The organism is Micromonospora sp. NPDC000121, assembly GCF_042899165.1.
Classification (GTDB): Bacteria; Actinomycetota; Actinomycetes; order Mycobacteriales; family Micromonosporaceae; genus Micromonospora.
In genome coordinates this window covers 132,418-149,226 of record NZ_JBIAZP010000005.1, presented here as the reverse complement: position 1 = coordinate 149,226, position 16,809 = coordinate 132,418, and the positions used below count along the sequence as shown (strand labels likewise).

Sequence of the window (16,809 nt, the reverse complement as noted above, 5' to 3'; positions counted from 1 at the left end):
TCTCCCCCGTCAGGTGTGGGGCGGGCGCGGGCATGCTCCGGCGACGATCCACCCGGCCAGCCTGCCCGCCGCCCGCAGACCGGCGCCACCGGTTATCCGGCCCGGACGGTACGGTCTTGCGGGCCGCCTTCCGTGGCGGCGGACGGGAGGCCCCAACGTGTCCATCGCCCTGTTCACCCTTGGCGGCACGATCGCGATGGGCGGGGTGGACCCCGGCCGGGCCGGGGTGGTCACCCGGTTGACCGGTGCGGACCTGACCGCCGCCGTGCCGGGCCTGGGCGAGCTGGGCCTGCCGCTGGACGTCCGCGACACCCACGCGGTGCCGAGCGCGCACCTGACGTACCGCCAACTTCTCGACGTGGTCGACGCCGCCTCGCGGGCGGTGACCGACGGGGCGACCGGCGTGGTGGTCACCCAGGGCACGGACACGCTGGAGGAGTCGGCGTTCCTGGCCGACCTCGTCTGGCCGCACGCCGCGCCGCTGGTCTTCACCGGCGCGATGCGCAACCCGACCCTGGCCGGCCCGGACGGCCCGGCGAACCTGCTCGCCGCGGCCCGGGTGGCGGCCGCGCCCGCCGTCCGCGACCTGGGCGTGCTGGTCGCGTTCGCCGACGAGATCCACGCCGCCCGCTGGGTACGCAAGACGCACAGCACCAGCACCGGCACGTTCGCCTCGCCGAACGCCGGCCCGGTCGGGCACGTGATCGAGGGGCGCGTCCGCGTGCTGGCCCGCCCGCCCCGGCGGGAGCCGCTGCCGCCGGTCGACCCGGCGCGGCTCGACGCCACCCGGGTCGCGCTGCACACCGTGACGCTCGACGACGACGGCGGGCTGCTCGACCGGGTCGCCGAAACCCACCACGCGCTCGTCGTCGCCGCCTTCGGGGTCGGGCACGTCCCGGCCGTGCTGGCCCCGGTGCTCGGCGAGCTGGCCGGGCGGATCCCGGTGGTGCTCACGTCCCGCACCGGCGCCGGCTCGGTGCTGCGGCACACGTACGGAACGGTCGGCTCCGAGACGGACCTGCGACGCCGGGGCCTGCTGGACGGCGGGCTGCTCGACCCGTACAAGGCGAAGGTGCTGCTGCGGCTGCTGCTCGCTGCCGGCGCGGGCGGCGAGGAGATCGCCGGCGCCCTGGCCCGGCACGGCTGACCGCCCCGACGCCCGCACGTCCGGCGAGAGGCGTGCGGCCCCGGCGGGGGATCGGCGCGGCGTCTCTAGACTGCGCCGGTGACCGGAGAGCGACGACCGCTGGCGGACCGGCCGCTGACCGAGCCGCACCCGTCCCGGCTGCCGCCCGAGCACCCGGACCGGGAGCGGATCCTGGCCGCGCACGCCGCCGCCCTGGCCGCCGGTGAGGCCGGTTACCTGGACCCGACCACCGGCCTGTTCGTGCTGAGCGCGGGGTTCCTGGCCCGGCGCGGCACCTGCTGCGGTCGCGGCTGCCGGCACTGCCCGTACGTCGACGACTGACGGCCCGCCTGATCGAGGGCTACCGCGCGGGCGGGGCAGGCCGTACGGTGTCCGGCGGACGCGTCGGGGTGGACAGTGGACAGCGGAGGAGTGATCGTGCGCGGGCGGATCGTGGGCGCCGGGGTGGCCGTACTGTTGGCGACGGGCTGTGGCGCGGAGGCCGCCGAACCGGTGGCGGTGCCGCCTCCCGCGCCGATCGCGATCGACGTGGCGGCCGCCTCGTCCGGCGGGGCGTGCCGACTGCTCGACTTCGGCGTGATCGAGCAGCACGCGGGGGTCCGCTTCGACGTCGCCGCCGCCAGCAGGACGGGCGACAGCCACACCTGCGTGGTGCGGGCCGAGCAGGCCACCCTGCCGGAGTTGGCGCTGACCGTCACGGAGACGTCGATCGACGCGGCCACCTTCACCGCGGACGTGGTGCCGGAGAAGGCGGCCAAGGTCACCGGGCTGGGCCAGAAGGCGTACCGGCAGACCATCTCGGCCAAGGGCGCCTCAGGCCCGGTCGCGGAGGTGGGCTGGCTGGCCGCCGAGGGCCGCCTCGCCACCCTCCGCTACACCACCCCGCGCGACACCGCCAAGCCAGACGCCGACAAGCTGGCGGACGCCCTCATCGCCCTGGCCAAGCAACTGGACACCCGCGCCTTCTGACCTGCCCCGCCGCCCCGGTCCAACTCCGCGATCTTGCACTTTCGGCCCCCGATCTGTTCCTTGTGCCGGATATGCCCGGGCGCAAAGTGCAAGATCGCCGAGTCAGGGGGTCGGGGGCGTAGGGGGTGCGGGGTGGGTGGGTTAGTGGGCGGCGACGAAGACGCGGGAGGCGACCTCGCGGGGAAGGCGGACGCGGTCGCCGGAGCGGTCGATCGACACCCCGTCGCGCTCCTGCGCCACCGTCACCGTCGCGCCCGGGTCGACGCCGGCCGCGTGCAACTGGCGGAGCACGTCCGCGTCGGTCTGCACGCTCTCGCAGATCCGTCGGACCACCACCGGCCCGGAGAGGCCGGGGAAGGCCAGGTTGCGCTCACCCTCGATCGCCTCGGCGGTCTCCGGCTCCGGCATGCCCAGCTCCTCCAGCCCCGGGATCGGGTTGCCGTAGGGCGAGCGCGTCGGCCGGTTCAGCAGGTCGTAGACCCGCTTCTCGACGGCGTCGCTCATCACGTGCTCCCACCGGCAGGCCTCCTCGTGGGCCTCCTCGTAGGGCATCCCGATCACGTTGACCAGCAGCAGCTCGGCGAGCCGGTGCTTGCGCATCACGGAGACGGCGGTGCTGCGGCCGTGCGGCGTGAGCGCCAGGTGCCGGTCGCCCTCCACCGTGAGCAGGCCGTCGCGCTCCATGCGGGCGACGGTCTGGCTGACGGTGGGGCCGCTCTGCCCCAGCCGTTCGGCGATCCGGGCGCGCAGGGGCGGCACCCCCTCCTCTTCCAGCTCGAGGATGGTCTTGAGGTACATCTCGGTCGTGTCGACCAGATCATGCTTCACGTCAGCGGCCCTCCGGTCCACGATGCTACCTTGGCGCAGGCCGAACGACCCTTGACGAACCGCGAGGTACGGGCCCGGATGGTGTTGACTTGACCTCATGTCCGGAACCGAGGATCTGTTGGTCGAGGCCGACCGGCTCGCGGTCGAACTCGACCGCGCCGACCCGCCCACCCTGCTCGACGTCCGCTGGCGTCTCACCGGCCCGCCCGGCCGGGACGACTATGCCGCCGGTCACCTGCCCGGCGCGGTCTTCGTCGACCTCGACACCGCGCTCTGCGGCCCGCCCGGCCCGGCCGGCCGCCACCCGCTGCCCGATCCGGCCGCGCTCCAGGCCGCGCTGCGGGCCGCCGGCGTCCGCGCCGGTCATCCGGTGGTGGTGTACGACGGCGGCGACGGCATGGCCGCCGCCCGCGCCTGGTGGACCCTGCGCTGGGCGGGCCACCGGCCGGTACGGCTGCTGCACGGCGGATTCCCGGCGTGGCGGGCCGCCGGGCTGCCCACCAGCACGGCGGAGCCGAGCCCGGCGCCGGGCGACGTCGAGGTGCGCCCCGGCGCGCTGCCGGTGCTCGACGCGGGGGAGGCCGCCCGGCTGGCCGCCGCCGACGAGGGCGTCCTGCTCGACGTGCGCGCCGCGCCCCGCTACCGGGGCGAGACCGAGCCGATCGACCCGGTCGCCGGCCACGTCCCGGGCGCGGTGAACCTGCCCGCCGGTGAGTACGTCGCCGAGGGCCGGTTCCCGGCCGCCGACGCGCTGCGCGAGCGGTTCGCCGCCGCCGGGGTGGCCGGGGGCGCCCCGGTCGGGGCGTACTGCGGGTCCGGGGTGACCGCCGCGCAGGCGGTGTTGGCCCTGCACCTGGCGGGCCGACCGGACGCGGCGCTCTACGTCGGCTCGTGGAGCAACTGGGTCGCCGACCCGTCCCGCCCGGTGGCCACCGGCAAGGGCTGAGGGCCACGCCGCGCGTGCGACGATGTGGCCATGCCCGACGACACGGTGGTGGTGTGGGACGAGTCCCTGCTCGCCTACGACATGGGGGACCACCCCCTCGACCCGGTACGGGTGGAGCTGACCGTCGCGTTGGCCCGCGAGCTGGGCGTGCTGGAGCGTCCCGGGGTGCGGCTGGTCAAGCCCGAGCCGGCCGACGACGCGCTGCTGACCCGGGTGCACGACCCGCGCTACCTCGACGCGGTGCGGGCCGCCCCGCGCGACCCGCTGTTCGCCGGCTTCGGGCTGGGCACCTCGGACAACCCGGTCTTCGAGGGGATGCACGAGTCGAGCGCGCTGGTCGCCGGGGCGAGTGTGGCCGCGGCCGAGGCGGTGTGGCGGGGCGAGGCCCGGCGGGCGGTCAACGTGGCGGGCGGGCTGCACCACGCGATGCCCGCCCGGGCCGCCGGCTTCTGCGTCTACAACGACCCGGCGGTGGCCATCGCCCGCCTGCTCGACCTCGGCGCCGAGCGGATCGCGTACGTGGACGTGGACGTGCACCACGGCGACGGGGTGCAGCAGATCTTCTGGAACGACCCGCGGGTGCTGACGGTCAGCCTGCACGAGACGCCGCTGGCGCTCTTCCCGGGCACCGGCTTCCCCGACGAGACCGGCGGGCCGGGCGCCGTGGGCAGCGCCGTCAACGTCCCGCTGCCGCCGGGCGTGGACGACGCCGGCTGGCAACGCGCCTTCCACGCGATCGTGCCGTCGGTGCTGCGCGCGTACCGGCCGCAGGTGCTGGTGACGCAGTGCGGCGCCGACGGGCACCGGCTCGACCCGCTCGCCGACCTGCGCCTCTCCGTCGACGGTCAGCGCGCCACCTACCTGGCCCTGCGGGCGCTCGCCGACGAGCTCTGCGAGGGCCGCTGGGTGGCCACCGGCGGCGGCGGGTACGCGCTGGTCGAGGTGGTGCCGCGGGCCTGGACGCACCTGCTCGCCGTGGCCACGGGCGAGCCGATCGCGCCGGCCACGCTGACCCCGCCGGCCTGGCGTGAGCTGGCCGCCGCGCGCCGGCCGGGCCGGGAGATCCCGCTGCGGATGACCGACGACGTCGACCCGTCGTACGAGCCGTGGCAGCCGACCGGCGAGCCGAACGCGGTGGACCGGGCGATCGCGGCGGCTCGCAAGACGGCGTTCCCGCTGTTCGGGCTGGACCCGCACGACCCGCGGGACTGAGCCGGGCCGGAAAGGGACCGCACAGGTGACGACGGTGGAACCACCGGTGGACGTGCTGCTCAGCGACGGCACCACCGTCCAGTTGCGACCGATCCGCCCGTCGGACGCCCCGGGGATCGTGGCGATGCACTCGCGCTTCTCCGAGCGCACCCGCTACCTGCGGTACTTCTCGCCGTACCCGCGCATCCCCGAGCGGGACCTGCACCGCTTCGTCAACGTCGACCACCGCGACCGCGAGGCGTTCGTGGTGCTGGCCGGCGACCGGATCGTGGCCGTCGGCCGGTACGAGCGGCTCGGCCCCGAGGCGCCCGAGGCCGAGGTGGCGTTCGTGGTCGAGGACGCCTACCAGGGCCGGGGCATCGGCTCGGTGCTGCTGGAGCACCTGGCCGACGCGGCCAGCCGGACCGGCATCGCGAACTTCGTGGCCGAGGTGCTCCCGGCCAACGGCGCGATGCTGCGGGTCTTCTCCGACTTCGGCTACCAGGTCCAGCGCCAGTTCGCCGACGGCGTGGTGCACCTGACCTTCCCGATCGCGCCCACCGACGCCACGCTGGAGGTGCAGCGCGGGCGCGAGCACCGCACCGAGGCCCGCTCCGTCGCCCGGCTGCTCGCCCCGCGCGGCGTCGCCGTCTACGGCGCCAGCGCCACCGGGCAGGGCGTCGGCGCGGCGGTGCTCGGGCACCTGCGCGACGGCGGCTACACCGGCCCGGTGGTGCCGGTGCACCCGAGCGCGGCGACGGTCGCCGGGCTGCCCGCGTACCCGTCGGCGGCCGACGCGGGCGTGCCACTCGACCTGGCCGTGGTGGCGGTGCCGCCCGAGGGGGCGCGGGAGGTGGTCGACGACGCCGCCGCCGCGGGCGCGCACGCCCTGGTGGTGATCTCCGCGGGCTTTGCCGAGGCCGGCCCGGACGGCGCGTCCGCGCAGCGCGCGCTGGTCCGCGCGGCGCACGCGGCGGGCATGCGGGTCGTCGGCCCGAACTGCCTGGGGGTGGCGAACACCGACCCGGCCGTACGCCTCAACGCCACCCTCGCCCCGCGGCTGCCGGTGCCCGGCCGGGTGGGCATCTTCAGCCAGTCCGGCGCGTTCGGGGTGGCGCTGCTGGCCGAGGCGGACCGGCGCGGGCTCGGCCTGTCCAGCTTCGTCTCGGCCGGCAACCGGGCCGACGTCTCCGGCAACGACCTGCTCCAGTACTGGCAGGACGACCCCGGCACCGACGTGATCATGTTGTACCTGGAGACGTTCGGCAACCCGCGCAAGTTCGCCCGGCTCGCCCGCCGGATCGGCCGGGACAAGCCGGTCGTGGCGCTCGCCTCGCCGGCCCGCCCGCCCGGCGTCGGCGACTCCGCGGGGCCGGACGAGGTCGCCGTCGGCGCGCTGTTCGCGCACTCCGGGGTGATCCGGGTGGACACGGTCGCCGAGCTGCTCGACGTCGGGGTGCTGCTGGCCAACCAGCCGCTGCCCGCCGGGCCGCGGGTCGGCGTGGTCGGCAACTCCTCGGCGCTGACCGGGCTCGCGGCCACCGCCTGCGCCGCGCAGGGGCTCACCGTCGCGCGCGGCTACCCCCGCGACGTCGGGCCGCGCGCCGGGGCGGCCGAGTTCGCCGCCGCGCTCGCCGACACCGCCGCCGACGAGGGCGTGGACGCGCTGGTGGTGGTCTTCGCCCCGCCGCTGCCCGGGCAGCTCACCGACACCGAGGCGGACTTCACCGCCGCCCTGCCCGCCGCGCTCGCCGGCGGCAAGCCGACCGTGGCGACGTTCCTGGTCGGCCGGGCGCCGGCCGGGGTGCCCGCGTACCCGAGCGTGGAGGAGGCCGTCCGCGCCCTCGCCCGGGTCGGCACGTACGCCGACTGGCTGCGCCGGCCGGCCGGCGTGCTGCCGGAGCTGCCCCGGGTCGACCGGGAAGCGGCGCACGCGGCCCTGCGGCCCGAGGCCCTCGACCCGATGGGGCTGCTCGCCGCGTACGGGATCGACGTGGTCGAGTCGGTGCCGGTGCGTTCCGCCGAGGAGGCCGTCGACGCGGCGACCCGGCTCGGGTTCCCGGTGGCCCTCAAGGCCGCCGCCCCGGGCCTGCGGCACCGGCTCGACCTCGGCGCGGTCCGGCTCGACCTGCCGGACGCGGCCACGGTCCACCGCACGTACGCGGAGATGTCGGCGGTCTTCGGCGCGGACGTCCTGGTGCAGCCGATGGTGCCGCCCGGCGTGGCCTGCGTGGTCGAGCTGGTCGAGGACCCGGCGTTCGGCCCGGTGGTCGGCTTCGGGCTGGGCGGCGTCGCCACCGAGCTGCTCGGCGACCGGGCCTGGCGGGCGGTGCCGCTGACCGACCTGGACGCGGCCGAGCTGGTCGACGAGCCACGGGCGGCGCCGCTGCTGCGGGGGCACCGGGGCGCGGCTCCGGTGGACCGGGCGGCCCTGGCCGACCTGCTGTTGCGCGTCGGCCGGCTCGCCGACGAGCAGCCCCGGGTGCGCGCGCTCACCCTCAACCCGGTGCTCGCCCGCCCCGACGGCATCTCGGTGCTGCACGCCACCGTACGCGTCGGCTCCGCCGTCGCCCGCCCCGACACCGGCCCCCGCCGGCTGTAAGGAAGGGCACCTTCCTCACGCCTGCGGTAGAGGAAGGGGCCCTTCCTAGCCGGCGGGGAGCCGAGCAGTCACGCCCGGGAGGAGATCTGCTGCACCGCCCACGCGTTGCCGTCCGGGTCGGTGAAGAAGACGAAGCCGACGTTGTCCAGCGGATCGGGCACGGGGCGCGGGTTCTCGCCCACCACCTGGATCTCGCTCACCGCCACGCCGCGCTCCACCAGCTCGGACCGGGCCCGGCGCAGGTCGGGCACGACCAGTTGGAGGCCCTTCAGCGAGCCCGGCGGCATGTCCGGCACCGCCCCCTTGCCGATGACGATCGAGCAGCCCGAGCCGGGCGGGGTGAGCTGCACGATCCGGACGTCGTCGCTGATCACCGTGTCGTGGTCCACGACGAAGCCGAGCTGGTCGGCGTAGAACGCCTTGGCCCGGTCCACGTCGGAGACCGGCACCACCACCACTTCCAAAGTCCAGTTCACAACCGTTGGTAACCCGTCCGGTGGCCCGGGTCAAGGACCGGGCCACCAGACGCACGCGAGGCCCCGGCGAACCGCCGGGGCCTCGCGTGGCTCGGGAACGTCAGCAGGCGTACGCCTCCAGGCGCTGCGCCCGCTCCGGGTCGCGCAGCTTCAGCAGGGTCACCTTCTCGATCTGCCGGATCCGCTCCCGGGACAGGCCGAACTCCCGGCCGACCTCGTCGAGCGTGCGCTGCCGGCCGTCGTCGAGACCGAACCGCAGCCGGATCACCGCCTGCTCCCGCTGGGAGAGGGTGGCCAGCACGATGCTCACCTCGTTGCGCAGCTCGCCCTGCGCGGCGGCGTCGCCCGGCTCGGCGCTCGGGTCCACCGCGGCGACGAAGTCACCGAGCGCGCTCTCGCCGTCCTCGCCGACCGCCTGGTCCAGGCTCACCGGCTCCCGGTCGTACGAGATCAGCTCGATCACCTGGAACTCCGGGATGTCCATGGCCCGGGCGACCTCGGCGACGGTGGGTTCGCGGCCCAGCGAGACGGACAGCTCGCGGCGGGCCCGGACCATGCGGTTGACCTGCTCGACCATGTGCACCGGGATGCGGATGGTGCGGGCCTGGTCGGCCATCGCGCGGGTGATCGCCTGCCGGATCCACCAGGTGGCGTAGGTGGAGAACTTGTAGCCCTTGGCGTAGTCGAACTTCTCGACCGCGCGGATCAGGCCGAGGTTGCCCTCCTGGATGAGGTCGAGGAAGGCCATGCCGCGACCGGTGTAGCGCTTGGCGATGCTGACGACCAGGCGGAGGTTCGCCTCCAGCAGGTGGTCCTTCGCCGCCCGGCCCTGCGTGACGATCAGCTCCAGGTCGGCCCGCAGCTCGGCGGAGACCGGGGTGCAGGTCGCCAGCTTCTCCTCCGCGAACAGCCCGGCCTCGATCCGCTTGGCCAGGTCGACCTCCTGCGCGGCGGTCAGCAGCTTCGTCCGCCCGATCCCGTTCAGGTATGCCCGGACCAGGTCCGTGGAGACGCCGCGCTCGTCCGTGGCGTCCAGGTCGGTCAGGGTGTCGGTGGCGTGGTCGGCCTCGGTGGTGCCGGCCGAGCGCATCCGGTGCTCCATCATCTGCAGGGCCATCTCGATTTCTCCCCGTGTCCACGTCTGTGCCGCTGGTTCCGGCCCAGTGGTGCCGGTGTGACACACAGCTTGGCGGGCCGGGCGTGAAACGGGAGTGAGGCGATCGGGGACCCGACACGAATCCGGTCCGGGGCCTGCTCACCGTGCGCGTGTCGTCGCCGAGCGTTCCTTGTCGCGGGTGGTTACCGTGCCAGCGGTCGGCCAGTGGGGCCGACGCCGCCGGCGACGTCGGCGCACCGGAACAGGTTGGAGGGTGTCGTGGTCTTCAAGCGGCTCATGCAGGCGATGGGCGTGGGTGGCCCGTCCGTGGAAACGGTCCTGGCGAACCCGAACTGCCGCCCCGGCGGCCAGTTGGAGGGTGTCGTCCACGTGGCCGGCGGCGAGCACCCCGTCGACATCTCCTACGTGTCCCTGGGCCTGGTCACCCGGGTCGAGGTGGAGAGCGGCGACAACGACTACGAGACCACGCAGGAGTTCCACCGACAGGCGGCGACCGGCGCGTTCCGGCTGGAGCCGGGCCAGCGCCACGACATCCCGTTCCGCTTCGCCGTGCCGTGGGAGACGCCGCTCACCGAGCTGTACGGGCAGCACCTGCACGGGATGACGATGGGGCTGCGTACGGAGCTGGAGGTGGCCCGCGCCGTCGACAAGGGCGACCTGGACGCGGTGGCGGTGCACCCGCTGCCGTCCCAGCAGCGGATCCTGGAGGCGTTCCTGCGGCTCGGCTTCCAGTTCGCCCGGGCCGACGTGGAGCGCGGCCACATCTACGGCGTGCGGCAGAGCCTCCCCTTCTACCAGGAGATCGAGTTTCGCCCCGCCCCGCAGTACGCCGGCGCGATCAACCAGCTCGAGGTCACCTTCGTCACGGACCCGCAGCAGATCCAGGTGGTGCTGGAGCTCGACAAGCGCGGCGGCCTGTTCACCGAGGGCCGGGACGCCTTCGGCCGCTTCACCATCGACCACGCCACCGCCGAGCGCACCGACTGGACGGCCCAGCTCGACGGCTGGATCCGCCAGTCCCTCCAGCGCCGCGGCCTCTTCTCCTGACGCCTACTCCTGCCTCTCCGGGGCGGGCGCGGGCGTGACGGCGCTGCCGTCATCCGCCTGACCGACCAGGAGAGGCAGGAGGCAGGGCGGTCAGAGGTCGAGCAGCACCGTGCGCGGGCCGACGTTGACGCTCTCGACCAGCATGTGGGCGCGGAAGCGGCCGGTCTCGACCTTCGCGCCCCGGGCGCGCAGCGCCTCCACGACCGCCGTCACCAGCGGCTCCGCCACCTCGGCGGGGGCCGCCGCCGTCCAGCTCGGACGGCGCCCCTTGCGGGCGTCGCCGTAGAGGGTGAACTGGCTGACCACCAGGATCGGCGCGCCGGTGTCGGCGGCGGACCGCTCGTCGTCGAGGATGCGCAGCTCGTGCACCTTGCGGGCCATCGTGCGGGCGGTCTCGACGGTGTCGGTGTGGGTCACCCCGAGCAGCACCAGCAGCCCGTCGTCGATCGCGCCGACCACCTCGCCGTCGACCGTCACGGCCGCCCGGCCGACGGTCTGCACCACGGCCCGCATCAGCCGGCCACCGGCTCGATGAAGCCGCGCTCGACGAGGTGCGCCACGATCGGGCCCGCGGCCTCGGCCAGCTCCTCGGGGGCGACGTCGTGCGCGGCCGCGAGCAGGGCGAGCTGGTCACGCAGCGGCAGCCGCCCGTCGGCCCCGCCCACCAGGGCGAGCACCAGGGGGTCGATCTCCTCCGTCCACCGCAGCCCGTGCGGCATGGCCAGCAGTTGCCGGTCCACCGCCCAGCCCTCGTCGCCCATCGTCGCCTCCTGCCGGAGCTGGAGCCCGTCGGCCGCCCGGTAGCGCGCGGCGAGCAGCCCGTCGGCGTCGCGGGCGCGCAGCCAGTCCTGGCGGTCGAACCAGGCGCCGACCCGGTCGCCGAGCGGCGTCTCCACCCGCTGGCGCAGGTCCTCCACCCGGATCACCGGGTCGTCGTGGCCGGAGCGGCGCAGCGAGACGATGCCGAAACCGACCGCCTCCACCTTGTGCGCGTCGAACCAGTCCAGCCACTCCGCCATCCGGTGCGGGTCGGCGCCCTCGCCGACGTCGGTGAGCCACAGGTTGACGTACGCCATCGGGTCCGCCACCTCGCGCTGGACGACCCAGGCGTCCAGCCCGGTGCCGGCGAACCAGCCGGTCACCCGCTCGGCCCAGTCCTCGCCCGCGACGTGCACCCAGTTGGCCAGGTACTGCATGGTGCCGCCCTCGGTGAGCAGGCCCGGCGCGGCGGCGGCCAGCTCCGCGCCGATCGCGTCGCCGACTCGCCCGGAGTCGCGGTAGACGTGCGTCGTGGTGCCCGGCCCGACCACGAACGGCGGGTTGCTCACCACCAGGTCGAAGCGGCGCCCGGCGACGGGGGCGACCATGTCGCCGCGGAGCAGCTCCCAGTCCTGGCCGTTGAGGGCGGCGGTGGTGGCCGCGAAGCGCAGCGCCCGCTCGGAGACGTCGGTGGCGGTGACCCGCCGGGCGTGGGTGGCCAGGTGCAGCGCCTGCACGCCGGAGCCGGTGCCCAGGTCCAGCGCGGTTTCCACCGGCCGGCGGACGGTCGCGCCGATCAGGGTCTGGGTCGCCCCGCCTATGCCGAGGACGTGCTGGGCGTGCAGCGGGCGGCCCGGGCGGGCGCTGGCGGGCACGTCGGCGAGCACCCACCAGTCGTCCCCGTACGGCTCCAGGTCCAGGCCCATCCGCAGCCCGTCGCCGTGCCGCTCGACCAGGCCCCCGGCGAGCGCCTCCTCCAGCGACAGCGGCGCGAGCGCGGCGGCCACGGCCGCCTCCGGCTCGGTCTGCTCGCAGATGAACACCCGGATCAGCGTGCCGAGCGGATCGCGGTCCTCGGTGGCGCGCAGCGCGGCCCGGAAGTCGTTGCGGGCCACCGCCCCGGTGGCCTGCGGTCCGAGCCGGTCGGCGATGCCGTTCGAGGTGAACCCGGCCCGGGTCAGCGCGGTCCGCAGCGCCTCGACGCCGGCGGGGGAGAGCAGCATGTCGTGTCCGTCCACGCCGTCATCCTGCCTGGCGCCGCGCGCCGCGGTTCGACCACCCGGGAGTTCGGTGGGCCGTCGTCCCGGCCGACCGGTCATCCGGCGGCCACGTCCTGGCCCGTGGCGTGACCGACCCCGGGGGCGGCTCGCCCCACCGCCCGCCGGTCGCCCGTCAACCGACCCCCACCGGCCACGCGGACCGTTCGCCCGGGCAGGCCGGTCCGCCGTCGACCCCCGGACCGCCGCCCGGACGGCCGCCGGACTCGACGCCCGGACCGTCGCCGGACCCGTCGCCCGGTCGGCCGGCAGATTCGTCGCCCGGTCGGTCGGCGATGCCGGGGCCCGGCGTCACCGTCGCCAGCGCGCGCCGGTCGGCGGCCCGGGCCACCAGCCAGGTGTACGCCAGCAGCACGAGCACGTCGACCAGCACCAGTTGCCACGGCGCGTCGGCCATCGTCTCGTCCACGGTCAGCCCGCCGAACGCCGCGGCCAGCCCGAACGCGCTCACGTTGTTGACCACGTGCAACGCGACGGCCGCCTCCAGGCCGCCGGTGCGCACCGTGAGCCATCCGCAGAGCAGACCCATCACGACCAGGTCGGCGAAGCCCCAGACCGTGCCCCAGCCGTGTGCCGCGGCGAAGAGCACCGCCTGCACGACCAGGCCCGGCCAGGGCGAGCGCAGCCAGGTCCCGAAGGCCTGGAGCAGCCAGCCGCGGAACAGGTACTCCTCGGCGGCGGCCTGGAACGGGACCAGCGCGACGATCATCAGCAGGCCGGCGGCGAAACCGGGCCAGCCGACCCAGGCGTCGAGCGGGCCGACGAGGACCATCTCGTCCCCGGTGGCCCGCAGGAGCAGGTGGCTGCCGGCCAGCATGACCGTGATCGCCGGGGCGGCCGTCAGCAGGCAGGTGCCCAGCCAGCGCCACCGGGTCCGGCCGAGCACGGAGGAGAGGCTGCCGGCCGGCCGGCGTTCCACCCAGCGGGTGACGGCCAGCGTCAGCGGCAGGGCCACCGCCACCGACAGCACCAGCAGGGCGGTGTCCACGACGGGGCCGAAGACGGGCAGCCCGGCGGCGTCCGTCGGGCGGCCGGTGATCTCGGCCACGACGGCGGCGACGCCGAAGAGCGCGCAGCCGGCGAGCAGCGCGCCGCCGAGCAGGGCGAGGACGCCGACGAGCGGCCGCCACCACCGCTGCCGGCCGGTCCGGGCCAGTCGGTGGTACGGGGCGCCCGGGGGAGTCGTACTGATCATGGGGCAAGCCTGCCGCCGCCGCCGGGCCGCCGGGTCGACGCGTGGGCCGAAATTCGGTACCACCCTGGGGTGGAAGTCGGCACCACCCTGGGGCATAGGCCACGTCGTGCCCGCGGGCGACGTGACCGGTCGGCGGGCCTCCGTAGGGTTTCCCTCATCATGACTCTCCTGCGGACCTGGTCGCTGCCGTCGGCGCTGGTCGGCGCCCAGCTCCTGATCTGGCCCGGCCTGCCGCTGCTGAGCGGTGACGCACCGGGCGTGGCGGCGACCTCGGCGGGTCTGGTCGCCGCCGTGGTCACCCTCCTGGCGTTGGGCTGGCGGCAGCGCCGGCCGCTCCCGGTGCTGGGCGTGGTCCTGGCCGCGCAGACCCTCGGCCGGCTGGGCGCCTCTCCCGACGACCTGCTGGTGCTCAGCCTGGCCGAGCTGGTCGCCATCTGGTCCGTGGCCGTCCGGGCGCCCGGACGGGTGGTCCGGGTGGCGCTGGCCGCCAGCACCCTCTGGGTGGCGTCGGTCAACCTGCCCCGTTTCGACACGGCCGCGGCCTACCTGGGGGAGGTCGTCGTCGCCGTACTCGGCTACCTGCTGGCCGCGGGGCTCGGGCGCAGCCGCCGGCACTGGGTGACCGGGCGGGCGGCGGTGGCCGGCCGGCTCGTCGCCGTCGAGGCGGAGGCCCGCCAGGCGGCGGAGACCGAACGCCACCGGCTCGCCCGGGAGCTGCACGACGTCAGCGCCCACCACCTCACCTCCATCGTGGTGACGGTGGGAGCGGCCGAGCGCCTCGCGGCCCGGCGTCCGGAACTGGCCGCGGAGGCGGTGGAGTTCGCGGCGCGTACGGGGCGGGAGACCCTGGTCGCGCTGCGCCGCCTGGTCGTGGTGATGGGCGACGACACCGACGTGCACCGGCCGCTGCGGCGGCGTCTCGACGACCTGGTCGCCGGCTTCCACCGGCTCGGCCAGCCGGTGCGCCTGGACCGGGCCGGTCCGGAACCACCGGCCGCCCTGGCCGACGTGGTCCACGCCGTCGTCCGGGAGTCCCTGACCAACGTGGTGCGCCACGCCGCCGGAGCCGACGTCTCGGTCCGGGTCGCGGTCGACGGCGGGACCGTCACCGTCACGGTCGCCGACACCGGCGTACCGGGGCCGACGGCCACCTTCACGCTGGGCGCGGGGCGGGGGATCAGCGGCCTGCGGGAGCGCGTCGCCGCCCTGGGCGGCACCCTGCGGGCCGGCCCGGACGGCGACGGCTGGCGGGTCGAGGCACGGCTGCCGGTCGGGACGGACCCCGGCAACCCGCCGTCGCCGGTCCGGTCGGCGAACGGCCGGTCCCTGGTGACCGCCGCGCTGGTCGGCAACGCCCTGGTGCTTCCGGTGGCGGCGGCGCTCGTCTCCGTGGAGACCGACGTCACACTGGCGGGGCTGCGCGACCCGATCGTCCTGCTCCAGCTCCTGCTGCTCTCCGTGGCGCACGCCGCGCCGCTGGCGTGGCGGTGCGGCCGACCGTGGGCCGCGTTCGCGGGCGTCGCCGGGACCGTGCTGCTCTGGCCGGTCACCGCGCTGCTGGTCGGGCTGCCCCGGGGTGCGGAGTTCGTGCTGCTGACCGCCGGGCTCGCCGACCTTGCCGCCGTCTGGGCCGTGGCCGCGTACGCCCGACGGGCCGGCCCGACGTGGCTGGCCGCGCCGGTGGCGGCCACGGTGCTCGCCGTGGGCCTGGTCGGTACGGCGGCGGCGGACGGCTCGATTGCCGGGGAGCCCGTGCACGTGCCCGTCACCGTCTTCATGACCGTCTTCGTCGCCGGGCTGCTGCTGGCGCCGATGGTGCTGACCTGGGGCGGCGGCGCGCTGGTCCGGGGCCGGCGGCGGCGGGTGCTCAGCCGGGAGGACGACGCGCTGGCCGCGGCGGCCGCCCGGGCCGTGGCGGCCGCCCGGGCCGAGCGGGAGCGGGTCGGCGCCGGACTGCGCTCGGCGGTGCTGGACCGGGCGGGTCGCCTGGTGGTCGTCGCCGACCAGGGCCGGCTCGCCGAGATCCTGGTCGAGGCACGGGCCACGTTGGCCGCGATGCGTGGCCTGCTGGACGACCTGCGTGCCGACGAGCGACCGACGCCGCACGGCCCGCAACCGACCCTCGCCGACGTGGGCGGGCTCTGCGCGTCGCGGCAGGCGGGCGGCCGGGACGTCCTGCTGGACGCGCCGGCGACCGTGCCGGCCCTGCCGACCGACGTGGACGTGTCGGCGTACCGGCTGGTGGAGGCCGCGTTGGACGCGGGCGCAGGGCCGGCCCGGGTGGTGCTGCGGCTGGTCGGCGGTGAGCTGCGGGTGTCGGTCACGGGCCTGCCCACCGCGGCGGACCCGCTGGTCGTCGCCGGGCTGCGGGCCCGGGTCGACGCGCTCGGCGGCCGGCTCGCGCTGCGCCGCGGCGAGCTGCGGGCGCGGCTGCCGCTGCCGTCGGTCCCCGTGGCCCCCGCCGCCCGGCCCGGGCAGCGGCGGGAGCGGGTGCCGGAGGGGGCGCGATGATCAGGGTGCTGGTGGTGGACGACCAACCGGTCGTCCGGGCCGGGTTCGCGGCGATCGTCGACGCCGAACCGGACCTGACGGTGGTCGGGGAGGCCGCCGACGGGGCCGACGCGCTCGACCAGGCCGCCCGGAGCCGACCGGACGTGGTGCTGATGGACATCCGGATGCCGGGGATGGACGGCCTCACCGCCACCGCCCGGCTGACCGCCGACCCGGCCGGCCCCCGGGTGCTGGTGCTGACCACCTTCGACCTGGACGCCCACGTGTTCGAGGCACTGCGGGTGGGCGCTTCGGGCTTCCTGCTCAAGGACGCCCTACCGGTCGACCTGCTGCACGCGATCCGGGTGGTGGCCGCCGGCGACGGGCTGCTCGCCCCCACCGTCACCCGCCGGCTCATCGACGCCTTCGCCACCGGGGCGCTCACCCCGCCGGCGGAGCCTGTCGAGCTGGCCGCGCTCACCGCACGGGAGCGCGAGGTCTTCGTCCGGCTGGCGACCGGGCTGACCAACGCGGAGATCGGGGCGCAGTTGGGTGTCGCGACCGGCACGGTGAAGGCGCACGTCAACGCCCTGCTGGGCAAGCTGGGTGCGCGGGACCGGGTGCAGGCGACGATCCTCGCCTACGACCTCGGGCTGGTCCGGCCCGGCACCCGGCGGTGACCCGGCGTAGGGGCGCAGGCCGGGGCGCCGGGGCCGGGCGACGACGCCTTGCCTGGTGGCGGGCGGCGACGCCCTGCCCGGCGGC

The 16,809-nt window shown here is 76.1% G+C and carries 15 protein-coding genes; 9 read left to right on the top strand and 6 right to left on the bottom strand.

Annotation, left to right across the window (positions count from 1 at the left end; translation table 11 throughout):
* The first annotated feature begins 157 nt into the window (after positions 1 to 157).
* The 3 genes from ACFY23_RS16680 to ACFY23_RS16670 all read left to right on the top strand — a co-directional run bounded on the left by ACFY23_RS16680 (position 158) and on the right by ACFY23_RS16670 (position 2,116).
* A complete protein-coding gene (locus ACFY23_RS16680; RefSeq protein ID WP_350685370.1) occupies positions 158 to 1,147 on the top strand; it encodes an asparaginase in 990 nt (329 codons plus the stop codon).
* A gap of 78 nt (positions 1,148 to 1,225) precedes the next feature.
* Positions 1,226 to 1,468 (top strand): DUF5522 domain-containing protein, encoded by a 243-nt coding sequence (locus ACFY23_RS16675; RefSeq protein ID WP_350685369.1) that lies wholly within the window; start codon positions 1,226 to 1,228, stop codon positions 1,466 to 1,468.
* A gap of 96 nt (positions 1,469 to 1,564) precedes the next feature.
* Complete coding sequence (locus ACFY23_RS16670; RefSeq protein ID WP_350685368.1) at positions 1,565 to 2,116, top strand: hypothetical protein; 552 nt, start codon at positions 1,565 to 1,567, stop codon at positions 2,114 to 2,116.
* Positions 2,117 to 2,257: 141 nt separating this feature from the next.
* On the opposite strand, the gene ACFY23_RS16665 is transcribed toward ACFY23_RS16670, so the two are convergent.
* A complete protein-coding gene (locus ACFY23_RS16665) occupies positions 2,258 to 2,944 on the bottom strand; it encodes a metal-dependent transcriptional regulator (protein ID WP_350685389.1) in 687 nt (228 codons plus the stop codon).
* A gap of 97 nt (positions 2,945 to 3,041) precedes the next feature.
* On the opposite strand from ACFY23_RS16665, the gene ACFY23_RS16660 reads away from it, so the two are divergent.
* Genes ACFY23_RS16660 through ACFY23_RS16650 form a run of 3 tightly spaced genes read left to right on the top strand, consistent with a single transcriptional unit; the run spans position 3,042 to position 7,683 of the window.
* A complete protein-coding gene (locus ACFY23_RS16660) occupies positions 3,042 to 3,890 on the top strand; it encodes a sulfurtransferase (protein ID WP_350819105.1) in 849 nt (282 codons plus the stop codon).
* Between the two features lie 30 nt (positions 3,891 to 3,920).
* Entirely contained in the window at positions 3,921 to 5,102 is a 1,182-nt protein-coding gene (locus ACFY23_RS16655) for an acetoin utilization protein AcuC (RefSeq protein WP_350681340.1), read from the top strand.
* Positions 5,103 to 5,127: 25 nt separating this feature from the next.
* The gene (locus tag ACFY23_RS16650) at positions 5,128 to 7,683 is read left to right on the top strand and encodes a GNAT family N-acetyltransferase (protein WP_350681338.1); all 2,556 of its coding nucleotides are present in this window, start codon (positions 5,128 to 5,130) and stop codon (positions 7,681 to 7,683) included.
* Between the two features lie 68 nt (positions 7,684 to 7,751).
* On the opposite strand, the gene ACFY23_RS16645 is transcribed toward ACFY23_RS16650, so the two are convergent.
* Both ACFY23_RS16645 and sigB read right to left on the bottom strand, forming a co-directional pair.
* Positions 7,752 to 8,159, bottom strand: a complete 408-nt coding sequence (locus ACFY23_RS16645) for a VOC family protein (protein WP_350681336.1) — start codon at positions 8,157 to 8,159, stop codon at positions 7,752 to 7,754.
* Between the two features lie 100 nt (positions 8,160 to 8,259).
* Entirely contained in the window at positions 8,260 to 9,276 is a 1,017-nt protein-coding gene (gene sigB, locus ACFY23_RS16640) for an RNA polymerase sigma factor SigB (RefSeq protein WP_387037005.1), read from the bottom strand.
* Positions 9,277 to 9,534: 258 nt separating this feature from the next.
* Between sigB and ACFY23_RS16635 the strand changes: the two genes are divergently transcribed.
* On the top strand, positions 9,535 to 10,323 hold the full coding sequence (locus ACFY23_RS16635) for a sporulation protein (protein WP_350681334.1): 789 nt from the start codon (positions 9,535 to 9,537) through the stop codon (positions 10,321 to 10,323).
* Positions 10,324 to 10,413: 90 nt separating this feature from the next.
* On the opposite strand, the gene dtd is transcribed toward ACFY23_RS16635, so the two are convergent.
* The 3 genes from dtd to ACFY23_RS16620 all read right to left on the bottom strand — a co-directional run bounded on the left by dtd (position 10,414) and on the right by ACFY23_RS16620 (position 13,554).
* Entirely contained in the window at positions 10,414 to 10,836 is a 423-nt protein-coding gene (gene dtd, locus ACFY23_RS16630; RefSeq protein ID WP_350681332.1) for a D-aminoacyl-tRNA deacylase, read from the bottom strand.
* Complete coding sequence (locus ACFY23_RS16625) at positions 10,836 to 12,320, bottom strand: methyltransferase (RefSeq protein ID WP_350681330.1); 1,485 nt, start codon at positions 12,318 to 12,320, stop codon at positions 10,836 to 10,838. The genes dtd and ACFY23_RS16625 overlap by 1 nt, the downstream gene beginning before the upstream one ends.
* A gap of 154 nt (positions 12,321 to 12,474) precedes the next feature.
* The gene (locus ACFY23_RS16620) at positions 12,475 to 13,554 is read right to left on the bottom strand and encodes a type II CAAX endopeptidase family protein (RefSeq protein ID WP_350681328.1); all 1,080 of its coding nucleotides are present in this window, start codon (positions 13,552 to 13,554) and stop codon (positions 12,475 to 12,477) included.
* 159 nt (positions 13,555 to 13,713) lie between these two features.
* On the opposite strand from ACFY23_RS16620, the gene ACFY23_RS16615 reads away from it, so the two are divergent.
* A complete protein-coding gene (locus ACFY23_RS16615; RefSeq protein ID WP_350681326.1) occupies positions 13,714 to 16,065 on the top strand; it encodes a histidine kinase in 2,352 nt (783 codons plus the stop codon).
* Positions 16,062 to 16,724, top strand: coding sequence for a response regulator transcription factor (locus ACFY23_RS16610; protein WP_350681324.1), 663 nt, complete (start codon positions 16,062 to 16,064; stop codon positions 16,722 to 16,724). Before ACFY23_RS16615 ends, ACFY23_RS16610 begins: the two co-directional genes overlap by 4 nt.
* The last annotated feature ends 85 nt before the right edge of the window (positions 16,725 to 16,809 follow it).